At 46.5% G+C, this 19,385-nt stretch carries 18 protein-coding genes; 7 read left to right on the top strand and 11 right to left on the bottom strand.

What is annotated here, in order from left to right; all coding sequences use genetic code 11:
- The 5 genes from kdpC to A596_RS04220 all read left to right on the top strand — a co-directional run bounded on the left by kdpC (position 1) and on the right by A596_RS04220 (position 5,244).
- Positions 1–573, top strand: a complete 573-nt coding sequence (kdpC, locus tag A596_RS04240; RefSeq protein WP_052417219.1) for a potassium-transporting ATPase subunit KdpC — start codon at positions 1–3, stop codon at positions 571–573.
- Between the two features lie 30 nt (positions 574–603).
- A complete protein-coding gene (gene kdpD / locus A596_RS04235; protein WP_039912872.1) occupies positions 604–3,300 on the top strand; it encodes a two-component system sensor histidine kinase KdpD in 2,697 nt (898 codons plus the stop codon).
- A gap of 9 nt (positions 3,301–3,309) precedes the next feature.
- Positions 3,310–4,008, top strand: a complete 699-nt coding sequence (gene kdpE / locus A596_RS04230; protein ID WP_039912871.1) for a two-component system response regulator KdpE — start codon at positions 3,310–3,312, stop codon at positions 4,006–4,008.
- A gap of 120 nt (positions 4,009–4,128) precedes the next feature.
- Complete coding sequence (locus A596_RS04225; RefSeq protein ID WP_039912870.1) at positions 4,129–4,869, top strand: TorF family putative porin; 741 nt, start codon at positions 4,129–4,131, stop codon at positions 4,867–4,869.
- Positions 4,870–4,890: 21 nt separating this feature from the next.
- Positions 4,891–5,244 (top strand): CorA family divalent cation transporter, encoded by a 354-nt coding sequence (locus A596_RS04220; protein ID WP_039912869.1) that lies wholly within the window; start codon positions 4,891–4,893, stop codon positions 5,242–5,244.
- On the opposite strand, the gene dapA is transcribed toward A596_RS04220, so the two are convergent.
- The 9 genes from dapA to A596_RS04175 all read right to left on the bottom strand — a co-directional run bounded on the left by dapA (position 5,214) and on the right by A596_RS04175 (position 15,721).
- Positions 5,214–6,113: a 4-hydroxy-tetrahydrodipicolinate synthase gene (gene dapA, locus A596_RS04215; protein WP_039912868.1), complete on the bottom strand. Its 900-nt coding sequence runs from the start codon at positions 6,111–6,113 to the stop codon at positions 5,214–5,216. The genes A596_RS04220 and dapA overlap by 31 nt on opposite strands.
- A 14-nt stretch (positions 6,114–6,127) precedes the next feature.
- Positions 6,128–6,517: a hypothetical protein gene (locus A596_RS04210; RefSeq protein WP_039912867.1), complete on the bottom strand. Its 390-nt coding sequence runs from the start codon at positions 6,515–6,517 to the stop codon at positions 6,128–6,130.
- Positions 6,518–6,680: 163 nt separating this feature from the next.
- The gene (locus A596_RS04205; RefSeq protein WP_039912894.1) at positions 6,681–7,661 is read right to left on the bottom strand and encodes a methyltransferase; all 981 of its coding nucleotides are present in this window, start codon (positions 7,659–7,661) and stop codon (positions 6,681–6,683) included.
- A 45-nt stretch (positions 7,662–7,706) separates the two neighbouring features.
- Positions 7,707–8,633: an iron-containing redox enzyme family protein gene (locus A596_RS04200; RefSeq protein WP_039912866.1), complete on the bottom strand. Its 927-nt coding sequence runs from the start codon at positions 8,631–8,633 to the stop codon at positions 7,707–7,709.
- Positions 8,634–8,968: 335 nt separating this feature from the next.
- Entirely contained in the window at positions 8,969–11,377 is a 2,409-nt protein-coding gene (locus A596_RS04195) for a catalase (protein ID WP_039912865.1), read from the bottom strand.
- A gap of 68 nt (positions 11,378–11,445) precedes the next feature.
- Positions 11,446–12,090, bottom strand: coding sequence for a DUF6766 family protein (locus A596_RS04190; RefSeq protein ID WP_039912864.1), 645 nt, complete (start codon positions 12,088–12,090; stop codon positions 11,446–11,448).
- 265 nt (positions 12,091–12,355) lie between these two features.
- A complete protein-coding gene (locus A596_RS04185) occupies positions 12,356–13,474 on the bottom strand; it encodes a zinc-dependent alcohol dehydrogenase (protein WP_459542204.1) in 1,119 nt (372 codons plus the stop codon).
- 216 nt (positions 13,475–13,690) lie between these two features.
- Complete coding sequence (locus A596_RS04180; protein WP_052417218.1) at positions 13,691–14,407, bottom strand: DUF72 domain-containing protein; 717 nt, start codon at positions 14,405–14,407, stop codon at positions 13,691–13,693.
- A gap of 93 nt (positions 14,408–14,500) precedes the next feature.
- Positions 14,501–15,721, bottom strand: a complete 1,221-nt coding sequence (locus A596_RS04175) for a zinc-dependent alcohol dehydrogenase (RefSeq protein ID WP_039912859.1) — start codon at positions 15,719–15,721, stop codon at positions 14,501–14,503.
- A gap of 517 nt (positions 15,722–16,238) precedes the next feature.
- Between A596_RS04175 and A596_RS04170 the strand changes: the two genes are divergently transcribed.
- Positions 16,239–16,721 carry a hemerythrin domain-containing protein gene (locus A596_RS04170; RefSeq protein ID WP_039912858.1) on the top strand — a complete coding sequence of 161 codons (483 nt, stop codon included), beginning with the start codon at positions 16,239–16,241 and terminating at the stop codon, positions 16,719–16,721.
- A 46-nt stretch (positions 16,722–16,767) separates the two neighbouring features.
- Here the strand turns inward: A596_RS04170 and A596_RS04165 are convergent, their stop codons facing one another.
- Positions 16,768–17,745: a TIGR03885 family FMN-dependent LLM class oxidoreductase gene (locus A596_RS04165; RefSeq protein WP_200882861.1), complete on the bottom strand. Its 978-nt coding sequence runs from the start codon at positions 17,743–17,745 to the stop codon at positions 16,768–16,770.
- 158 nt (positions 17,746–17,903) lie between these two features.
- Here A596_RS04165 and A596_RS04160 point away from each other — a divergent pair, with 158 nt between their 5' ends.
- Positions 17,904–18,869, top strand: coding sequence for a nitrilase family protein (locus tag A596_RS04160; protein WP_039912856.1), 966 nt, complete (start codon positions 17,904–17,906; stop codon positions 18,867–18,869).
- Between the two features lie 32 nt (positions 18,870–18,901).
- Here the strand turns inward: A596_RS04160 and A596_RS04155 are convergent, their stop codons facing one another.
- Positions 18,902–19,219, bottom strand: coding sequence for a hypothetical protein (locus A596_RS04155; protein WP_152600092.1), 318 nt, complete (start codon positions 19,217–19,219; stop codon positions 18,902–18,904).
- Positions 19,220–19,385 lie beyond the last annotated feature (166 nt).

Genomic DNA, 19,385 nt, shown 5'->3' with positions numbered 1-19,385 from the left:
ATGAGTGTATTACGTCCAACCCTGGCGCTATTTTTTCTGCTGACGTTACTCTGTGGTGGTGTTTATCCCTATTTGATTACCGGTGTCGGCCAGCTCGCATTTTCCAATCAGTCGCAAGGCAGTTTGGTAAATCGCGATGGCAAGGTGGTTGGTTCTGCATTGATTGGTCAATCCTTTACATCGCCCCACTATTTTTGGGGGCGTCCTTCGGCTACCGGCCCAATGGCGAATAATGCCGGTGCCTCCAGCGGCTCCAACCAGGGGCCGTTGAACCCGGCATTGATTGATGCAGTTACCCGCCGGATTGAAACATTGCGTGCGGTTGATCCGGGCAATACATTGCCAATACCGGTTGATCTGGTTACCGCATCCGCCAGTGGCCTTGACCCGGACATCAGCCTCGCGGCAGCGCACTACCAAATCCATCGTATTGCCCGCGCGCGTGAGCTTGATGAAAGCCGTGTGCAGCAGTTGATCGAGGCTCACCAGCAGCAACCCTGGTTAGGTTTTTTGGGAGAGCCGCGCGTGAATGTGTTAGCGCTGAATCTGGCGTTGGACGAATTGAAAAACTAAGCTGGCGTAGGCGCAATCTGACTATTGATTATGTATCCAACCGATTTTGAATCACCGCGCGAACGCCCGGACCCCGATGCATTACTGGCACAAATGCAGGCGCGTGAACAACGCGCTGCACGCGGCAAGTTGCGTATTTATTTTGGTGCCTCGGCGGGTGTAGGAAAAACCTGCGCCATGCTCAGCGCCGCGCGCAAATTAGTCAATGAGGGGAAGTCAGTACTGGTCGGCGTAGTGGAAACCCATGGCCGCGCCGATACCCAGGCAATGCTTGACGGCCTGGAGGTTTTACCGCGTAAACAGGTTGAGTATCGGGGCAAGTCGCTGGCGGAGTTTGATATTGATGCGGCGTTGGAGCGCAAACCGCCGCTGATCCTCATCGACGAGCTGGCTCACTCCAATGCACCGGGTTCGCGCCACCCCAAACGCTGGCAAGATGTTGAAGAATTGCTCGATGCCGGTATCGATGTATTCACTACCTTGAATGTGCAACATCTGGAAAGTTTGAATGATGTCGTCGGTGGCATTACCAGCATCCGGGTGTCCGAAACCTTGCCTGACCGTGTGTTCGATAACGCCGATGAAGTGGTATTGGTGGATGTGCCTGCGGATGAACTGCTGGCGCGGCTCAACGCCGGAAAAGTGTATAAAGCCACACAGGCAGAACGCGCTGCGCGCAATTTTTTTCGTAAAGGCAATTTAATTGCGCTGCGCGAATTGGCCTTGCGGCGCACCGCAGATCGTGTGGAAAACGATGTGCAGGTTTATCGCATCGAACAATCCATCAGCAAAGTTTGGAAAACCGATGCCGCTTTGCTTGCATGCATTGGCCCACGCGCGGGCGCTGAACACATAGTGCGTTCGTGCGCGCGGTTAGCTAACCAATTGAACACCGATTGGTTTTTGGTTTACGTAGAGACACCGCAACTGCAACGTTTGCCTTCGTCACAACGCGAGCGAATTCTGAAAACAGTAAAACTGGCGGAAGAATTGGGAGCGACTACGGCAATTCTTACCGGTAGCGATATTGCACAGGAAATTGTGCATTACGCCCGCACTAAAAATTTATCGAAAATTGTGGTTGGTCGCGGTCATAGAACCTGGCCCTGGCTAACGCCACACAGTAAGCGCATCAGCCGTTTCGCACCTGCTATGGATTTGATTGAAATCGGTCAGGGTGAGGGCGAACAATTTGGTCCCTTGCGCGAAACTTCGCAAGAAAAAATAGTTTACGGATCGCGCTGGCATTATCTGTGGGCAAGTGGCGCAAGTTTGTTAACTGCAGTGGTGACAACGCCGTTAATTCATTGGCTGGATCTTGCCAACATTGTCATGCTGTTTTTACTGACGGTCGTATTGGTTGCTGTTCGATTTGGTCGCGGCCCGGCAGTGGTATCGGCAATTATCAGCGTGATCGCGTTTGATTTCTTTTTTGTGCCTCCACGTTTTTCATTTGCCGTCAGTGATGTCCAATATTTAATTACCTTTGCTGTGATGCTGATTGTCGGGTTGGTCATCGGCCAATTAACCGCGGGGTTGCGCTTTCAAGCGCGGGTATCTATGCATCGCGAATCGCGCTCACGTGCGCTGTATGAATTTGCACGTGCATTATCGGGTGTATTGGCGACAGAACAAATTTTTGAAACTACACGCAGCCACCTGGAGCGAACCTTTCGCGCAAAAGTATTATTGCTGTTGCCGGATAACGAAGGCCGCTTGCAACCGCCAACCGGGCAAGTTTCCGATGCGCTGGATATCGCCATTGCGCAGTGGTCTTTTGATCGCGCCACTCCCGCCGGGATTGGTACAGACACCTTACCGACTAGCGATTTCTTTTATTTGCCATTAATTGCACCCATGCGTACCCGCGGCGTGTTAGTGCTCCAGCCTGAAGGACGCCGCTGGATTTTAATTCCCGAACAGCGCCAGCAACTGGATACCTTTGCTGCGCTTGCCGCTATCGCACTGGAACGTGTTCACTACATTGAAGTGGCGCAGAAGGCGTTGGTGGGAATTGAATCGGAGCGTTTGCGCAATTCATTGCTCGCTGCACTGTCGCACGATTTGCGCACGCCGCTGACATCGCTGGTGGGGTTATCGGAATCACTTACGCGCGCAAAACCAACGCTGCCCGCTGCGCAATTATCTGTCGCCCGGGCATTGCACAATGAAGCCTTACGCATGAGCAACCTGGTGGTGAACCTGCTCGATATGGCGCGTATCCAAAGTGGTGAAGTAAAACTGAATCTCGAATGGCAACCGTTGGAAGAAGTTGTTGGCAGTGCATTGCATGCGAGTACCGCGTTTCTCGGCCAGCATTCCGTAAAAACAACAATTGCAGCGGATTTGCCGTTGATCCAAATCGATTCGGTGTTGATTGAACGCGTGTTGTGCAATTTGTTGGAGAACGCAACCAAATACACGCCGCCGGGTGCGCACATCGTTATCGTGGCAGAAGTCAATGGCCATATGCTCGATATCAGTGTGCGCGATAATGGCCCCGGACTTCCCAGCGGCAAGGAAGATAGCCTGTTTGAAAAATTCACGCGCGGCGAAAAAGAATCCACCACGCCCGGTGTGGGATTGGGGTTGGCGATTTGCAAAGCCATTGTGCAAGCACACGGTGGAAAAATCCGTGCGGGTAAAGCGCCCGAAGGCGGTGCTGCTATAGTATTTTCGCTTCCGTTGGGCACGCCGCCCGCATTGCCGGACGACATTAATGAGTAAGGTATTTCTATGACAGAACCCACGGTCACCGCGCTACTGGTGGAAGACGAGCCACAAATCCGGCGCTTTGTGCGCAGTGCATTGGAAGAAGAAGGCTGGCAGGTATTTGAAGCTGAAAATGTAAAACGCGGGTTGATAGATGCCGGTACCCGCAAGCCGGATTTGATCATCCTGGACCTCGGTTTGCCGGATGGTGATGGTGTGGATTTTATTGCGGATGTGCGCAACTGGTCGCCAGTACCGATTATTGTGCTCTCGGCGCGCAGCAACGAAGCCGACAAAATTCGTGCGTTGGACGCGGGCGCCGATGATTACCTGAGCAAACCTTTTGGTGTTGGTGAATTGCTGGCGCGGGTGCGCTCCACACTCCGCCGTATTCGCCAGCCTGTAAATAGCAATAGCAGCAATATTCAATTCGGCGATGTAAATGTAGATTTGCAAGCACGGGTCATCACCAAAGCGGGGCAGCCCGTTCACCTCACACCGATTGAATACCGTTTGTTAGGTGTACTCATCGCCAACGCCGGCAAGGTAGTGACCAACCCGCAATTGCTGCGCGAAGTCTGGGGGCCATCCCACTCTGAAAGTAGCCAATATCTGCGCGTGTATATGGGGCATTTGCGGCAAAAGCTGGAGGATATTCCCGCGCAACCGCGCTTCCTGCTAACGGAGACAGCGGTGGGCTATCGCCTGCTGATTCCCGTTTGATTTGATTTAACCCGTCGATCAATTTCCCACCCGGATTGCTTCATGTTGCCCGGTCAGGATTCCTATTGCCCGACGTTTTTACCATCGACAATTCATGTCGATTTATTGAGGAGTTAGTCCATGAAAAAAATGATGCTTTCACTGCTTGCTTCAATGGTTGCCAGCACCAGCCTGCCGGCATTGGCACAAACGGATAACCTGGCTTTTAACGCGGCGGTCACATCCGATTATCGCTATCGCGGCATTTCCCAAACGCGCCTCGATCCCGCCATCCAGGGTGGTGTGGATTACACCCACAGCGATAACGGTTTTTATGTGGGAGCCTGGGCATCGAGTATTAAATGGATTGACGATGCTGGTGGCGATGCCAATGTTGAACTCGATATTTATGCGGGCAAACGCGGAAATATTACGGAATCATTTTCCTATGATGTGGGTGTGCTCACCTATGTTTATCCCAATAACGACATGGACGAAGTTGCCGGTTTTGATAACGCGGATACCACCGAAGTGTATGGGCAATTGAGTTACGGTGTTGCGTACCTGAAATACTCCCATGCGGTAACCAATTTATTTGGTTTTGTTGACAGTGAAAACAGCGGCTATATCGATCTGGGCGCAACTATTTCACTGGGTAATAATTTCATACTCAATTTGCATGCCGGTCACCAGAAAGTAGAAAACAATTCCATCGCCAGCTATGACGATTGGAAAGTTGGTGTGACCAGGGATTTTGGTATTTGCACACTGGCGCTTGCGGCAATAGGCACCAATGCGGATGAAGCTGCCTATGCATCACCTGCCAATGGAAAATTCCTGGGTAAAGATGCGGTAGTGGTAACACTCAGCAAAATTTTTTAATCGTCATTGCGGAGGTTAATTATGCTGGTGAATTGCATGGTGTATTGCCGGGGTGAAAAACCGGGCGATATTGCGATGGAAAAACCGGGTGATTACCTCCGCCTGCCAGATCATTTTGTGTGGGTTGCATTGCGTGATTCTCCTATAGATGAATTAACGCAATTGCAATCCGTTTTTGGTTTGCATGAATTGGCTGTTGCGGATGTTATCAACGGCCATCAGTCACCCAAAATAGAGGAATATGGTGAAAGTCTTTTCGCTGTCTTACCATTAATTGATGTGGCGGGTGGGCAACTGTCCATCGGTGAAGTCGCCGCCATCACAGTTGTCTGTAGTTATTTATTTTATCGATTCAAAAAAGCAGGCTGGTTGTAGCCTGCCACAATATTCATTACGCGCTCCACTTCCTTGAATAACGCGGCCTTGCCCAACGCTGACATACAGGTCATTGGCGAGCGCAGTGAATCCGTTATAAAACCTTGTACAGCGAGTGCCGCTTTTACCGGAGCCGGGTTGGGTTCGGAAAATAATAATGTAATCATCGGCAGTAATTGCTCGAACAAACGATGAGCCTGGTTAATATGCCCAGCGCTAACCAGTTTGTACAAATGCACAAATAAATCCGGGCGAATATGTGCAGCGGCGGATATGGCACCACTCGCGCCCAAACACAGATCGTTTAACAAGGTTTCATCATTGCCGCATAAAACAGGCATGCGCGTACGCGCGACTAAATCGCGGGTTTGCTCGCTGCATTCTTTTATAGCAGCAAATTGCCGGCTCTGTGCAAGCTCAATAACAGTATCGACATTCATATTAACGCCGGTGCGCGCCGGAACGTTGTATAACACCAGCGGTAGTTCGGTGGCGGCGGCAATTGCCGAAAAATGCAAGCGCAGGCCTTCTTGCGATGGACGAATATACGCGGGTGTTGATACCAAAAAACCACTCAGTAAATCCGGCTTCAAGCGCTTTACCTTATCCACAAATTCGCGCGTGTTAATCCCGCTCAAGCCGAATAGCAATGGACAATAATTGCCAACGGCCTCATGCACAGCGGCTAATAACAACTGCTGCTCATTTTTATCCAGCGCACAACCTTCACCAGTAGTGCCACCAATAACCAATCCTTGCACACCGGAATAAACCAAATAATTTGCCAATTCCTGTACTGCGTTTACATCAATTTTTCCATGTTTGAACGGCGTGACCAGTGGTACCCAAATACCTTCAAATGAATTCATAAGGTTCACCTGGCCTATACCCGACAGACGCGACCAAATTCAGCAGACTCCAGCTTCGCGATGACGGCAACCATGAGTTGGGTAATTACCGCTTTACCAACACAACGCAAACGAATTAATTTTTGTGAAGGCTTTTTGGTGGGCTCTATCAAAAATGAATCCATTTGCCTGCCACAGGTTTCGCTCGCTACCTGGCGCAGATCAGCAATATGGTCAGTATCGATGGTGATTCGTACTTCGAATAATGAATCAATGGCGGGTGATTTTTGGTCCAGCGTATGCGTAGCCAGGAAAAGTGATGCAGAGGTTTTATTTGATGCCTTGTGAATTACCGAGGTGTTTTCCAACCAGTAAGATCGTTTTGTACGAGTTGGATAATTACTGCTTGATCGTGAGGTTTCCATAAATTACCTATTGGGTTATTGCCACCCGTTAAAGGTAATGTGTTGTGTATAAAAACGTTATAAAAATACGGGGATAATTAATAAAATTTGGATTAATGTCCTAATGCATCCTTGCATTTGAATAGGTTGGATTATTGCAGGGCGTTTAATTCAGAGCCTTAATTTATCGCATCCGCTCGATAGTCAAACCTACTGCGGCAATACGGTTGACTCCCTGGTATCCGGGTTTTTCAATTTCTTCACTAAAAATATCGGGGTCAATTTCTTCATAACACCAACGAAATTTTCCACTGGAAAAATGTGGAATTAATTCGGCAAGGAGCGGGTTTTTTTCATCACTGGTCATAGCAACCCCGGTGTATAGAAGTAAACGACCACCAGGTGATAGCAGGGCAAGTGCGTGTTTTGCAATTCGCACGCTGAGTTCCAATCCAAAGAGCGAACCGCCATCGCGATAGAGGCGCGCCGCCGGGTCGTGAATGTAAGGTGGGTTGCACAGGATCAAGTCGAATTGCATGTGCTGAACGTTAAAAAAATCACCGGGTAGCAGAGTCGCATTTATAGCAGCTACCTGTGCGCAAGCAGTGGCATAGTCTAACGCTACGGGATTTAAATCATTTAATGTTAATAAATATTGATGTTGGTTTTGTATGGCGCGAATCGCTGCGATTCCCCCGGCGCCACTGCCACAGCCTACGTCCAATATTCGTAATGGGCTATGTGGCGAAAATCCTGGTTCAAATTGTAAAACTTTAAGGGATTGTTGGATGAAACGGGCAAATCGATAGGTATCCGGACCGAAGAAAACAGAGCGTACATCGTCCGTCGGAAAGCGAGAGTGCAAAAACAAATCATCGTTTAATGAAGATATCCGGATTTTACTTTGGCAATACCCATCGAGGGTGATCAAGAGATCTGCTTGCGACATCAATTCGAATATCAGGGGCGGGAGCAGGTTACTTTTAAACAGCAGGTTCCAACCAAAAATATCGCGCATATTTTTGGCAATACCATTCGAATTTGCAAAAAAACGCTGATGTGTCACCGGTGTAACTGTAATAAACCTATATCCTTGTAACGCAACTGTACGAAGCAATTCCTGCAATAATAAAATTTGTTGGTGATCTGTATTATTTTTTTGCATATGGATTTCATCCAACCTGGGCATTGCACGGATTCACGCTGATGGTCATGCATAGAGTGACTCGGCGGGCAGGGTCCGTGCATTGAGATTATGGAGTAAATCGATCTTCATTTCTTTGCTGTATCTATCGAAACAAAGTTCGCCACAACGCAAACGCATGAGCGCACCTTCAGCAATAAAAATTGCGCAACCAGGATTTGCAGAAATGAGCGGCTTTATGATTTCATTGATCCATTCACGTGCATGGAGAACATCAATTTTTGCATGCAAATCAAAATAGCGTCGCGACCTCCTTGGAAAATTAAGCCGCTGCATCGCGAGCGATACTTTTGCTGCCCGCCATGGTGCTGTCAGTTCAATGACTCCCAATGCTCCCAATGAATGATAGGTATGCCGGCGCGACGTAGCTAATCCAAGCATAGTGTTTGCGAGTGCGAGCGATTCCCACACTGTAGTGTCGATGGTGGGGGTCAGGCCCAATTCTTTTACCATCGATTCCAGCAGAGGCCCGTGCATTGCTTTATATTTGCCGCGCCCCATTTCGTCCCAATAATTACGAGCGCATTCGAGTTTGACTTGCGCAGGTAATTTAACCTGGGTATAGGCAACGAGATCCTCAAAGCCTGCTTCGCCTGCAGCTTCTTGTGTGAGAAACCATTTCAGTTGATCTGCCGAAGCGCGATTGGCTAACCAATCAAATAATGGATGATATTGACCTGGTCCCCATTCCTGCAAGGACTCAAACCAGGTAATAAAATGATCCGGATTCTGTGGGGCATCTGTTGTCAATGGAGCAATGGAAGTGCGCAGTCCTTCTAAAAACCTGCCTTCCAAAATGCGCATGTTCAGGCTATCCCTTTCAGCTGCTTCCCAATCAGCGGAAGGAATACCAATTGCTGTACGTAATCTATTGAAATTAGCAAGTTTGGTATGAAATTTTTGCGGTTCGATTCCAACACTGGACAGAAACATAGTTCCTCCTATTCCTCGCCTTATTTCGATTAAGAGCTTTTCAGGCTTTCATTCGTTCGGGCTTATTAATAAGTAGGTAGTGATAATCTGAGCGCAGCAGCTGGTTAAAGTTCACGCATAATTAATATATGAATTTTTATTATTTCTTCCTGAAATTTTAAAAATTATTGTGGCGGTAATTCATCGCTTCTATCGTTGAAATGAATGGATTATTGGTTGTCAGGATAATGTTTCACTATTTGAGTTACACAATAGTTCACATTATATTTTCGAGGCGGAAAATACAAAACGTTCGTAGCCATAAGCTACGAACGTTTTTCCGGATGAGGTATTCGCTAAACAATTGGTGGTTCAGTCTCGCGCAAAAATTCACGATGTCCTGCCAATTTTTGTTCAAATAGCACTAATGCATCCGGTATTCCACCTGTTTCCGCTTCGATTACTGCACCATCAGGTTCGCCGCTGGGCAGGGTTAGCGGTATATCGGCGTTTAGCAACAAATTAACTCCGTCGCCAACGGTCAATATGGGTTTGCAATGGCGATATTGTTCTCGCACAAAATCGAGCGCATGGGCATCACGTAACAATTTGGTCACAGACCCGTCACCATCTGGAATGACTACGCCGTCATACAATACGGATGGCCCGGCTTCTAATGAAATATCCACCTCCAGTGCTTCACCGGTATCGCTCGATATTGAACCAAGACGCGTTGAAACAAATCGCGGCACAGCGCCCTTGGTCAACAATGCGGTATAAATAAATCGCGTGGATACAGTATTCACACCCTGAGCCACAAGAATTGCAACGCGGCGGGTTTGAATGCCGGTTTTGCCCGGATATGAAAGTAAGGATAACGCGGGAGAGGGGGCATATTCAGGCGCAGGCAGGTCGGTTGCCAGGGGTAGCGGCGGTGGCAATTCCAGCCCCAAACCTTGCGCTACGTTTTGCGCTAATACAGCATCCACATTTGCCAACAATGCGAGCACGCGTTGACGAATCCCTACTATTTGCACACGCGATAATTCGAAGCGAAATGCAGCAATAATGTGTGCTTGCTCGGCCGGGGATTGGCTCTGCCAAAACAACCGTGCTTGCGAATAATGGTCTGCAAATAACACCGGGTTACCGCGAACTTTATCTTCCGTTATGTGTTCGGGGAAACTGCGGAAACCTGTCGCACCAGCCTGGAATGGGCAGCCACCCCCTAGCGAATTTGGTTCGTAATTTACGCGGCCGCGATGTATCGCCTGCCGATGAAACCCATCCCGCTGATTGTTATGAACCTGCGCAATGGGTGCGTTGATTGGGATCTCATGAAAATTTGGACCTCCAAGGCGCGTTAGTTGAGTATCAACGTAAGAATGAATCCTGCCTTGTAATAATGGATCATTGGAGAAATCAATACCGGGAATTATATGTGCGGTACAGAATGCAACTTGTTCGGTTTCAGCGAAAAAATTATCCGGATTACGGTTTAACACCAATTTTCCCACCGGAGTCAGCGGAACCAATTCTTCGGGAACGATTTTTGTCGGGTCCAGAATATCGAAGGGGAATGTTTGTGCTTCTTCCTCAGTAAAAATTTGCAATCCTAATTCCCACTCCGGAAATGCACCCGCCTCAATTGCCTCCCATAAATCGCGGCGATGGAAATCGGGATCAGCGCCGCTGATTTTTACTGCCTCATCCCATACGAGCGAATGCGCGCCTGCCAGTGGTGTCCAATGGAATTTGCAAAAAACTGCGATGCCATCCTCATTCACGAGGCGAAACGTATGAACACCAAATCCTTGCATTGTCCGGTAGGAGCGGGGAATAGCCCGGTCAGACATTTGCCACAACAACATATGCGCGGATTCAGGCATCAAGGATACGAAGTCCCAAAAGGTGTCATGGGCGCTCGATGCTTGCGGCATGGCATGATGTGGTTCCGGTTTTACCGCGTGGACCAAATCCGGAAATTTCATTGCATCCTGGATAAAAAATACAGGGATGTTATTTCCCACCAAATCCCAATTGCCATCCTCTGTATAAAACTTGACTGCAAACCCGCGCACATCACGTGCTGTGTCCGTCGAGCCGCGTTCACCTGCAACGGTAGAGAAGCGTACAAAAACCGGCGTGCGCTTACCTGCCTCGCGAAATGGAGCGGCCATTGTTACATCGCCAAGATCTTTATAGGCTTCAAAATAACCGTGCGCAGCAGAGCCGCGTGCATGCACTACGCGCTCAGGAATTCGTTCATGATCGAAATGCGTAATTTTTTCACGCAAAATAAAATCTTCAAGTAATGTAGGGCCGCGCAAGCCGAGCTTTAATGAATGTTGATTGTTGGCAACCGGAACGCCCTGGTTGGTCGTAAGCACCTGGTTGCCACTGTCCACTCGCACGCGGTCCAGCGAATCAATCGTAGCATTTATGCCGGGCTCAATTTTTCCGTCGCCAACTTTTTCAGAAGCAATTAATTCTGATGAGGTACTGGCAGTCGCTGCAAGTGAGGGAGGTTCTTGTGTATAACCCATCATTGGGCAACGCGCTTCATCACCATATTCTCCGGATTTATTAGGATTCGCTGGTATCTGTTGTGCCAGCGCTTGTTGGCCGGATACTTTTTCAATCAATGCTTCGGAAACTTCTGTCTCCAAACCCAGGTTGTCGGGAAGTTTGGTGGAGGATGCTCCCGATACGCTGGTGAGTACACCGCCAGCACCGCCTGTTGTGTCGTTATCTTTTTTTGTCATGATTTTCTCTCCGCAGCAAAATAATTTATGAAGTTTAAGAAAGACCAGTTTTGTAAACGATAAGGTGGCTAACCGCCGGTCTCCCCATGGGGAGCATCTACCGGTTTTGATTCGGGTGAACCTCTTTGGCGCAGGTAAATAGAAAAGAAGACAATAGCAGCAACAGATAGAAACTCACTTTGCCAATTCTGGAATGATTCAAACCAAAATCGTTGCTCAGCCATAACTTCAAACAGGGTTAGCGTTTTTCCATCGTCTTCATTTATTTGCAGCATCGTCCCGTGGGCGTGCAATAGAAATGAAGATACAAATAGGAGGATGAAAACAAGGCTTAACGAATTTTGATAAATTGTTAATATTATCCCTCCCTGTTTGACTGGCCAGGGAGCATCCTTATGGGGTTGCGGTGTTCTATCGACCTCTTCAGGCTCATCAAGGCTTTTGGATTCTGCTGAACCTTGTTGAAACAAAAATACTGTCATCACCACATACATTCCCATTTGTAAGAATTCGCTCTCCCAATTTTCAAAAGTAGTTTGGAGAAAATGGCCAGATGTTAAATATTGGCTGAAATCATAAGTAGGAAATCCCTGCTCAATTCTCTCTTCATTATGAACCTGCCACCCGGTATAACTTTGCCCCGCAAGTGCTAGTAAGGTAAATGTTAGAAACACAATTAAAAGTCCATTTCTTTTAAAAAAAGAATGTTTCATAGTGATTTCTTAAAAAATTAAGGTGGAGAAATTACTTCAAGAAATGAGCCAATTATTAATTACTGGCAAATGAGGTATATCGGATGATGCTAGTGACAATTATTTGAAAGAGACGACATTATTAAGTGCTGTGTAATTTTTAAAAGTAAAAATCCATGAAAATTTTACAGGGCTATTGCAATTGATTACGTATTTGCTAACAGTCATGCCTGTGGAGGCATGACTTCCCGATGGAAAATTTACGCTGGTTGATGAGATATTTTTTTTAAGGGCGAAGTATCACCTTTCTACAATCATCTTCCTTCTTATCGAAAATTCGATAACCGTCCGCAGCTTCTTCGAGGCTTAGGCGATGTGAAATAATAATGTCAGGATGCAACTCACCGCGAAGAATGTGTTCAATAAGATTGGGAAGGTGTGCTTGTACATGGGTTTGTCCGGTGCGAATTGCCAATCCTTTTTCAAAAATATCGCCAAATAGAAATCCGTGGATAAAACCGGCATAGACTCCTGGAACGCTAATAATTCCCCCGCGTCGCACGGCGGCAATACATTGTCTTAGCGCGGCGCCGCTGCTGCCTTCCATTTTTAAATTGGTGAGTACCGTTTCTATTTTGCTGCCTTTAGCTTCAAAACCCACTGCATCTATGACCGCATCAACACCTCGATGCCCCGCTGTGTGCTCGATAATTGCTTCCGCAGGATCATCAACCTCATCAAAGTTAACAGGGATAACACCGTAGGTTTTTGCCGCAAAATCTAATCGATATTGGTGGTGGTCCACCATAAAAATTTGCGTAGCACCCAAAAGTCGAGCGCAAGCGGCAGCCATAAGGCCGACCGGCCCAGCGCCATAAATAACCAGTGTGCTTCCTGTCGTTACTCCCGCATTCACTACCGCTTGATATCCTGTTGGCAAAATGTCAGATAGGAAAAGTACCTTTTCATCATCAAGGCCTTCCGGAATCTTAAATGGGCCAATGTTGGCTTTTGGTACCCGCACATATTCAGCCTGCCCACCGGGAATTCCTCCGTATAAATGACTAAAGCCGAAAAGCGCTGCGCCTGGAGGAATTTGCTTTTTATTTAAGATCGCACCTCGTCCGGTATTTGTCGTTTCACACGCGGAATGCAAATTGAGTGAACAAAAGAAACAGCTACCACAAGCGATAACAAAAGGAATCACAACGCGATCACCTTTGTTGACAGCAGTAACATTGGCTCCCGTATCTTCAACAATTCCCATAAATTCATGGCCAAAAATATCACCTTCCTCGGTATTGGGAATTTTCCCGCGATAAAGATGCAAATCCGATCCGCAAATGGCTGTTGCTGTAACTTTTAAAATGATGTCGTCTGGCTCCTGAATTTTTGGATCAGGCATGGTATCAACCCGTACATCGTGACTACCGTGATAAGTTAATGCACGCATAGATTTCCCCTTTGGAATTTAAATGAAGATGGCTCGGCTCACGGCCGGTTTTTCGCTGCATTTAAAAGGGACATTCCATATCAACTGTAGTTCGATATGGAGCAGGCGTTAGGAGACATTATTTAAATCTTTGATGAGTTAAAGACAGGTATTTAACTGATGCTGCATTTATCCAATATGTTCACGAATGTAATGTTGCAGCGATAAAGCGTTTTCGTAGGCATTTCCAATAATATTGTTAAAATATACGAATATGGTCTTTCCGATTTTGTAAGAATGGATTATTAATTCGATATATTTTTCCATATCGTCAATGCGGTAACTTCCCTTGTAGTCGCCGGCGGCCCCGTGAAAGCGGATGTAAATAATGTTTGTTGCGGACTGGTCTAATGGCGTTTTTGACGTTGGCATATCGTGAAAAACCATCGATGCTCCATGTCGGGTAAGCATGTTGTAGGTAGCCATGTTATGCCAGCTGTTATGCCTAACCTCAATTGCAATATCCCATTTTGATGCTCCTTGTAATGATTGCGTCTGCTTGATTAAATCTTCAATTTTAAAACAATAATCCGCAGTAATACTGGCCGGGAATTGAATAAGCAACGCTCCTTTTTTACTCTCTATATGACGTGCAGCATCCATAAATTTTTCAAGGTCTTCAGGATGGAAATCAAGTTTCTTGCTGTGCGTAATATCGCGTGACATTTTAACGGTGAACCTGAAGTCGTTGTTAACTTCATGTTCCCATTTTGAAAATGTTTGCGGCTGTGGTGTTTTATAGAATGAACTGTTTATTTCCAACGAATTGAATAGGGTGCTGTAATATTGCAATCGCGTCCCCGATTTGAATTCATCCGGAAAATTTTCTTTATTGCCGGGCAACACTATCCCGCTAGTGCCGATGTATATCAAAACCAAGTCCACGTTAGACGGGTGTCGTTAATCCCGTTCACGTTATGGGTCAGCTTCATTGGCATATTATTCAGCCTCTTGCGCCCGCAGTTCCACTTTTATCCAACCGTTATCACGTCTGTCAAATGCCTTAAATGCCTCTATTGCATTCGCGATGGGTTCAACATTGGTTAAGATTTTACTGGGATCAATTCTTCCGCTGACAACCAGCTCAATCAGTGTGGGGATATATTTGCGATGGTGGCAATTGCCCATGTTGATCGTCAGGTTTTTATTCATTGCAAGGCCAATTGGAAATACGTCGGACTTTTCAGAATACACCCCGATAATTGATAATGTTCCTGCTTTTGCAAGCGCATTAACAGCCCAGTGTAATGCCTGGCTTGGGCCATCACCGGGAATCCAGTTTTTCCCATCCGGTGCAGTGACCGGTGCAAGTTCCTTTACTTCTTGTTCAAATTTTTTAATTTTTTCTTTGGTTTCCTTATCCTTGCCATGATGATGCGAATGTTCTGCATCAACACCAACAGCATCAATCGCACGGTCAACACCGATACCGTTGGTCATACGTTGCAATGTGCTAACGGGATCTTCCTGTTCAAAATTAATAACTTCCGCACCTTGTGCCTGCGCCATGGTAAGGCGATCTTTGTGTTTATCAATGGCAAAGACGCGTGATGCGCCCATAAGTTTTGCACTGGCAATCGCAAATTGACCTACCGGACCGCAACCAAATACCGCAACCGTGTCACCGGGTGTAATCTCAGCCATTTCAGCGCCGAAATAACCGGTGGGGAAAATATCGGAAAGTAAAATTGCTTGATCATCGGTAATCTCAATTGGCAATTTAATTAAACCAATATGTGCGAATGGAATACGCGCTTTTTCCGCCTGCAATCCATTAAACGATCCGCTATTTTCAGGTCCGCTAAAAAATGCAGTGCCTGAGGATTTTCCATGGGGATTTGAATTGTCACACTGGGCGTAGTAGCCAGCGCGGCAATACGAACAATTACCGCAGGCGATAGTGGAGGGCACTACTACGCGATCCCCGATTTGAAGGTTTCTGACATCATCACCGAGGGCTTCAACAATTCCCACCGCTTCATGGCCGAGGATGATTCCTTTTTTCATTCCACCCAGGGTGCCACGCACAAAATGTAAATCGGTTCCGCATATTGCGGATGTAGTGATTCGCACAATAGCATCGGTAGGTTGTTCAATTTTAGGTTCAGGTACATCTTCGAGGCGTATATCGCCAATATCATGGAATACTATAGCTTTCATCGAATGTCTCCCTATTTAACGGAAGAAAAGGGCACGAGAGTAATTTTCTCTCGCATGCAGGGGAGCCTCTCTTAATGCAAATTGAATACCGGTTTCAGGTTTGGCGTCATATGGAGCTGTTTTGGCGCGAAATTAGTAAAGAAATGATAGTTTCAATGACATGGATGCAATTTATTTACGTGAGTGTTGAATAAATTGCAAAATATTTAAATAAAAATTAATTGTACAAGTCAGCTAAAAATTTTTACCGGTTTAATTGTTCGTATTATTTCTCTATCCCGGGATTGGTTTCAGTAGAAAAATATTCATCACCTTCATGTAAATACTTCAAAATCACGCTATAAAAATTTTTGTGAAGTTAATAATCACGTTTGATATTGCCAGGAACGTTGTCATCGGTGTCAAAATAGAGGGATTGGTATCCATATTGCATTTTTAATGATGGTATAAAAATTAATGAATTTTTCGTACGCATAATTTTTATTTTCACCGTGTTTCAAATTTTGGAGAAAGCATTATGCCCAATTCAGCCAAGAAAGTTATTCCACTTGCCGGTAAAGCCCAGGAAGCTACGCGTTTATTGCGTGCAGACCATAAGCTGGTTAATGATCTGTTTGAAAAATTCGAGTCGACTCGTTCCGCTGACAAGAAACAAGCGCTCGCACTGGAAATATGCCAGGAGTTGACCATCCATGCGCAGATTGAAGAGGAGATCTTTTATCCTGCGGTCCAAAAAGTACTAAAAGATAAATCTTTAGTACCTGAAGCGAAGGTTGAGCATGAAACGTTAAAGTACCTGATCGCGCAAATACAAAGCGAGGAACCGGGTAGCGAGCTATACGACGCTAAAGTGAAGGTATTGTCCGAGTATGTTAAGCACCATGTTAAGGAAGAGCAAAATGAGATCTTCCCGAAAGTTAAGGAATCCCGGCTCGATTTAATTGAGCTGGGCGCGCAACTGGAGGCTCGCAAAGAAGAGCTGAAGGCTGCATTAGAGTAGTGTTTCAAAAAAGGGACGAAAGTCCCTTTTTATTTAACATTGTTGGTCAGGTGCAATCCTGCTTTAACGACGGCAGTACATGTATTGCAAAATCCTCAATAAATAATTCCTGGTTTTTACCGACATTGTGCAGGATTACATGATCAACACCGAGCGCGAAAATTTCTTTGATGATATGGATAAAATCGGCGGGCTGTGAGCTTACCGGTATATGTCGTAATATCGTTTCCAGAGTGCATTGTTCGCTCGCTGCATCAAATTCCTCAACCGTTTGAATCGTAGCAAGCAGACGAGTGTCCAGGCAGTTGGTTCGCCATTGATCAAACGCGTGTTCTTTTGCGATGGATAAATCACGATCATAAGCGAAGGTTAATTTAACATGGATAGGTTTTCCTTCACCACCATTGCTCCTGAACGCTTGTATGATTGCTTGCAGCTGCGGCGATGGACGATGAATTGTTAACAGCCCATCAGCCCAGCTTGCTGCCCATTTCGCCGTTTCCTGTGAGAGGGCAGCACAATTCAATGGCGGGATTCTTTTTGGAAGTGTATAAAGTTTTGCTTCATGAACGTTTACCAAACCCCAATGATTTACTTTGTCGCCCTTAAGTAAATTACGAATAACCGTGGCACATTCCCGCAACCGTTCATTGCGAAGAGTTTTTTCTGGCCATGGCGCACCGGTTATGTGCTCGTTCAATGCTTCTCCGCTACCGAGGGATACTCCCAGTCTACCGGGATACATTTCCTCAAGCGTTGCAATCGCCTGCGCGACCACTGCCGGGTGATAACGTTGCCCGGGCGTGGTAATAAAATAAACCGGAAATCGTGTTGCCTCCAACGCGGCGCCAAGCCAACTATAAACATGGCCACTATGGCCCTGGCGCGCACTCCACGGATGAAAATGGTCGGAGGAATGGCAAGATGTGAAACCTGCCTGTTCGGCCAATTTAATAAACCTCAGCAAATCGCTGGGAGAAAATTGTTCGTGAGATGCTTGATAGGAAATTAATTTCATAGTCATGTATAAGTCGTTATGCTGCCTTCCGTAAAAAAACAGATGATCCGCTTCCGGTTCGACCTGGCAAGAAAAGCGATATATCACACCTTTTGCGATTATCGGTGGGCGGATTAAAATCAGTTACCTTTGACATTCAATAAGAGAGAAGAGTTCGAGAGAAAATGAATTCATTAAAAATTGCAACCGTTCAGTTTGAAAACGCGAGCGGGGATAAAAAATTTAACCTGGGGCGTATACAGGATTTCTGCGAACGAGCCGCTGCTGCCGGGGCGAAAGTCGTTGCTTTCCACGAATGTTCGATTACCGGTTACACCTTTGCCAGAAAATTATCCCGTGACCAATTGGTGAAGCTATCCGAAAGCATTCCCTCAGGGGAGAGCACATCAAGGTTAATAGACATAGCAAAAAAACTGGATATTTATGTGCTAGCGGGCCTTTTTGAATTGGGTGAGGATGACAAGCTTTATAAAGCTTATATTTGTGTTGGACCAAACGGTATTGTTGGAAAGTATCGGAAAATCCATCCGTTTATTAATCCGCATTTATCGCCCGGCAATGAATATATCGTTTTTGATATTGAAGGCTGGAAGTGTGGAATATTGATTTGCTACGACAATAATGTCATTGAAAATGTCAGAGCAACGACGCTGTTGGGTGCGCAGGTTATATTTATGCCGCATGTGACTATGTGTACTCCATCAACGCGGCCGGGAGCTGGCTTTGTTGATCCCGAATTGTGGAAAAACCGGGATGCGGACCCAACATCACTCCGTGCGGAATTTGAAGGGCTGAAGGGCAGGGCCTGGCTTATGAAATGGCTTCCGGCACGGGCGTACGATAACGGAATCTATGTTGTGTTTTCGAATCCGATTGGAATGGACGATGATCAATTAAAAAATGGCTGCTCAATGATCATCGATCCTTTCGGTGATGTCATTGCTGAATGCCCGCGTCTGGATGAAGGATTTGCAATCGCTACGCTGCATCCTGAAAAATTGGCCCAGGCAGGTGGCACTCGCTATAAACAGGCGCGCAAGCCGGAATTGTATCGGGAGATAATCGGGCAACAACATGTATCAGAGCAAAAAGTTATCTGGTTGACGGACAATCCGGAAAATAAAAATTGATCACAAAGGCGGCGCTGCCGCCTTTGTTTTTTCTACATTGATAACTGTTTCTTAAGATGCCCATCAATCCTGTTAATTACATGCGCGATACTATTAATCGCCCGCTGCGGTAATTTCATTCGCTCGTTAATTTGATCAAACAATATCTCCAGTAAACACGCCTGCGCCCACAACTGGTAAAGCGCATCATCTTCTGTATTTGCGGGTAATGGTTTGCTAATAACAGTAAGCACTTTGCCAGCAGGCGAATGAATTTCCAGCCGGGATTGTTGATAAAACGTGTATTGAAGTTGATCGAGTTTAATAACAAGGGACGTGGGGAACGGGGGAGGAAGAACGGTATTATCCATAATAAAAATCTCTTTGATCTGTTTGTAAACCGCCACATGAGGTCGTAATTCATGGGGGCGGACTGAGCAGGGTTACGACCACCGGCAACAGATCACACCGGCCCACCCGAAGGTGGCCCCACCCAGCCGCCATAACAAACAGGCAAAGCTGTGCGAGGACACAAAA

This window comes from Cellvibrio mixtus subsp. mixtus J3-8, assembly GCF_000766945.1.
GTDB classification, from domain to species: Bacteria; Pseudomonadota; Gammaproteobacteria; order Pseudomonadales; family Cellvibrionaceae; genus Cellvibrio; species Cellvibrio mixtus_A.
The sequence above is the reverse complement of the archived record's forward strand: the minus strand, read 5'-3'. Positions and strand labels throughout refer to the sequence as shown.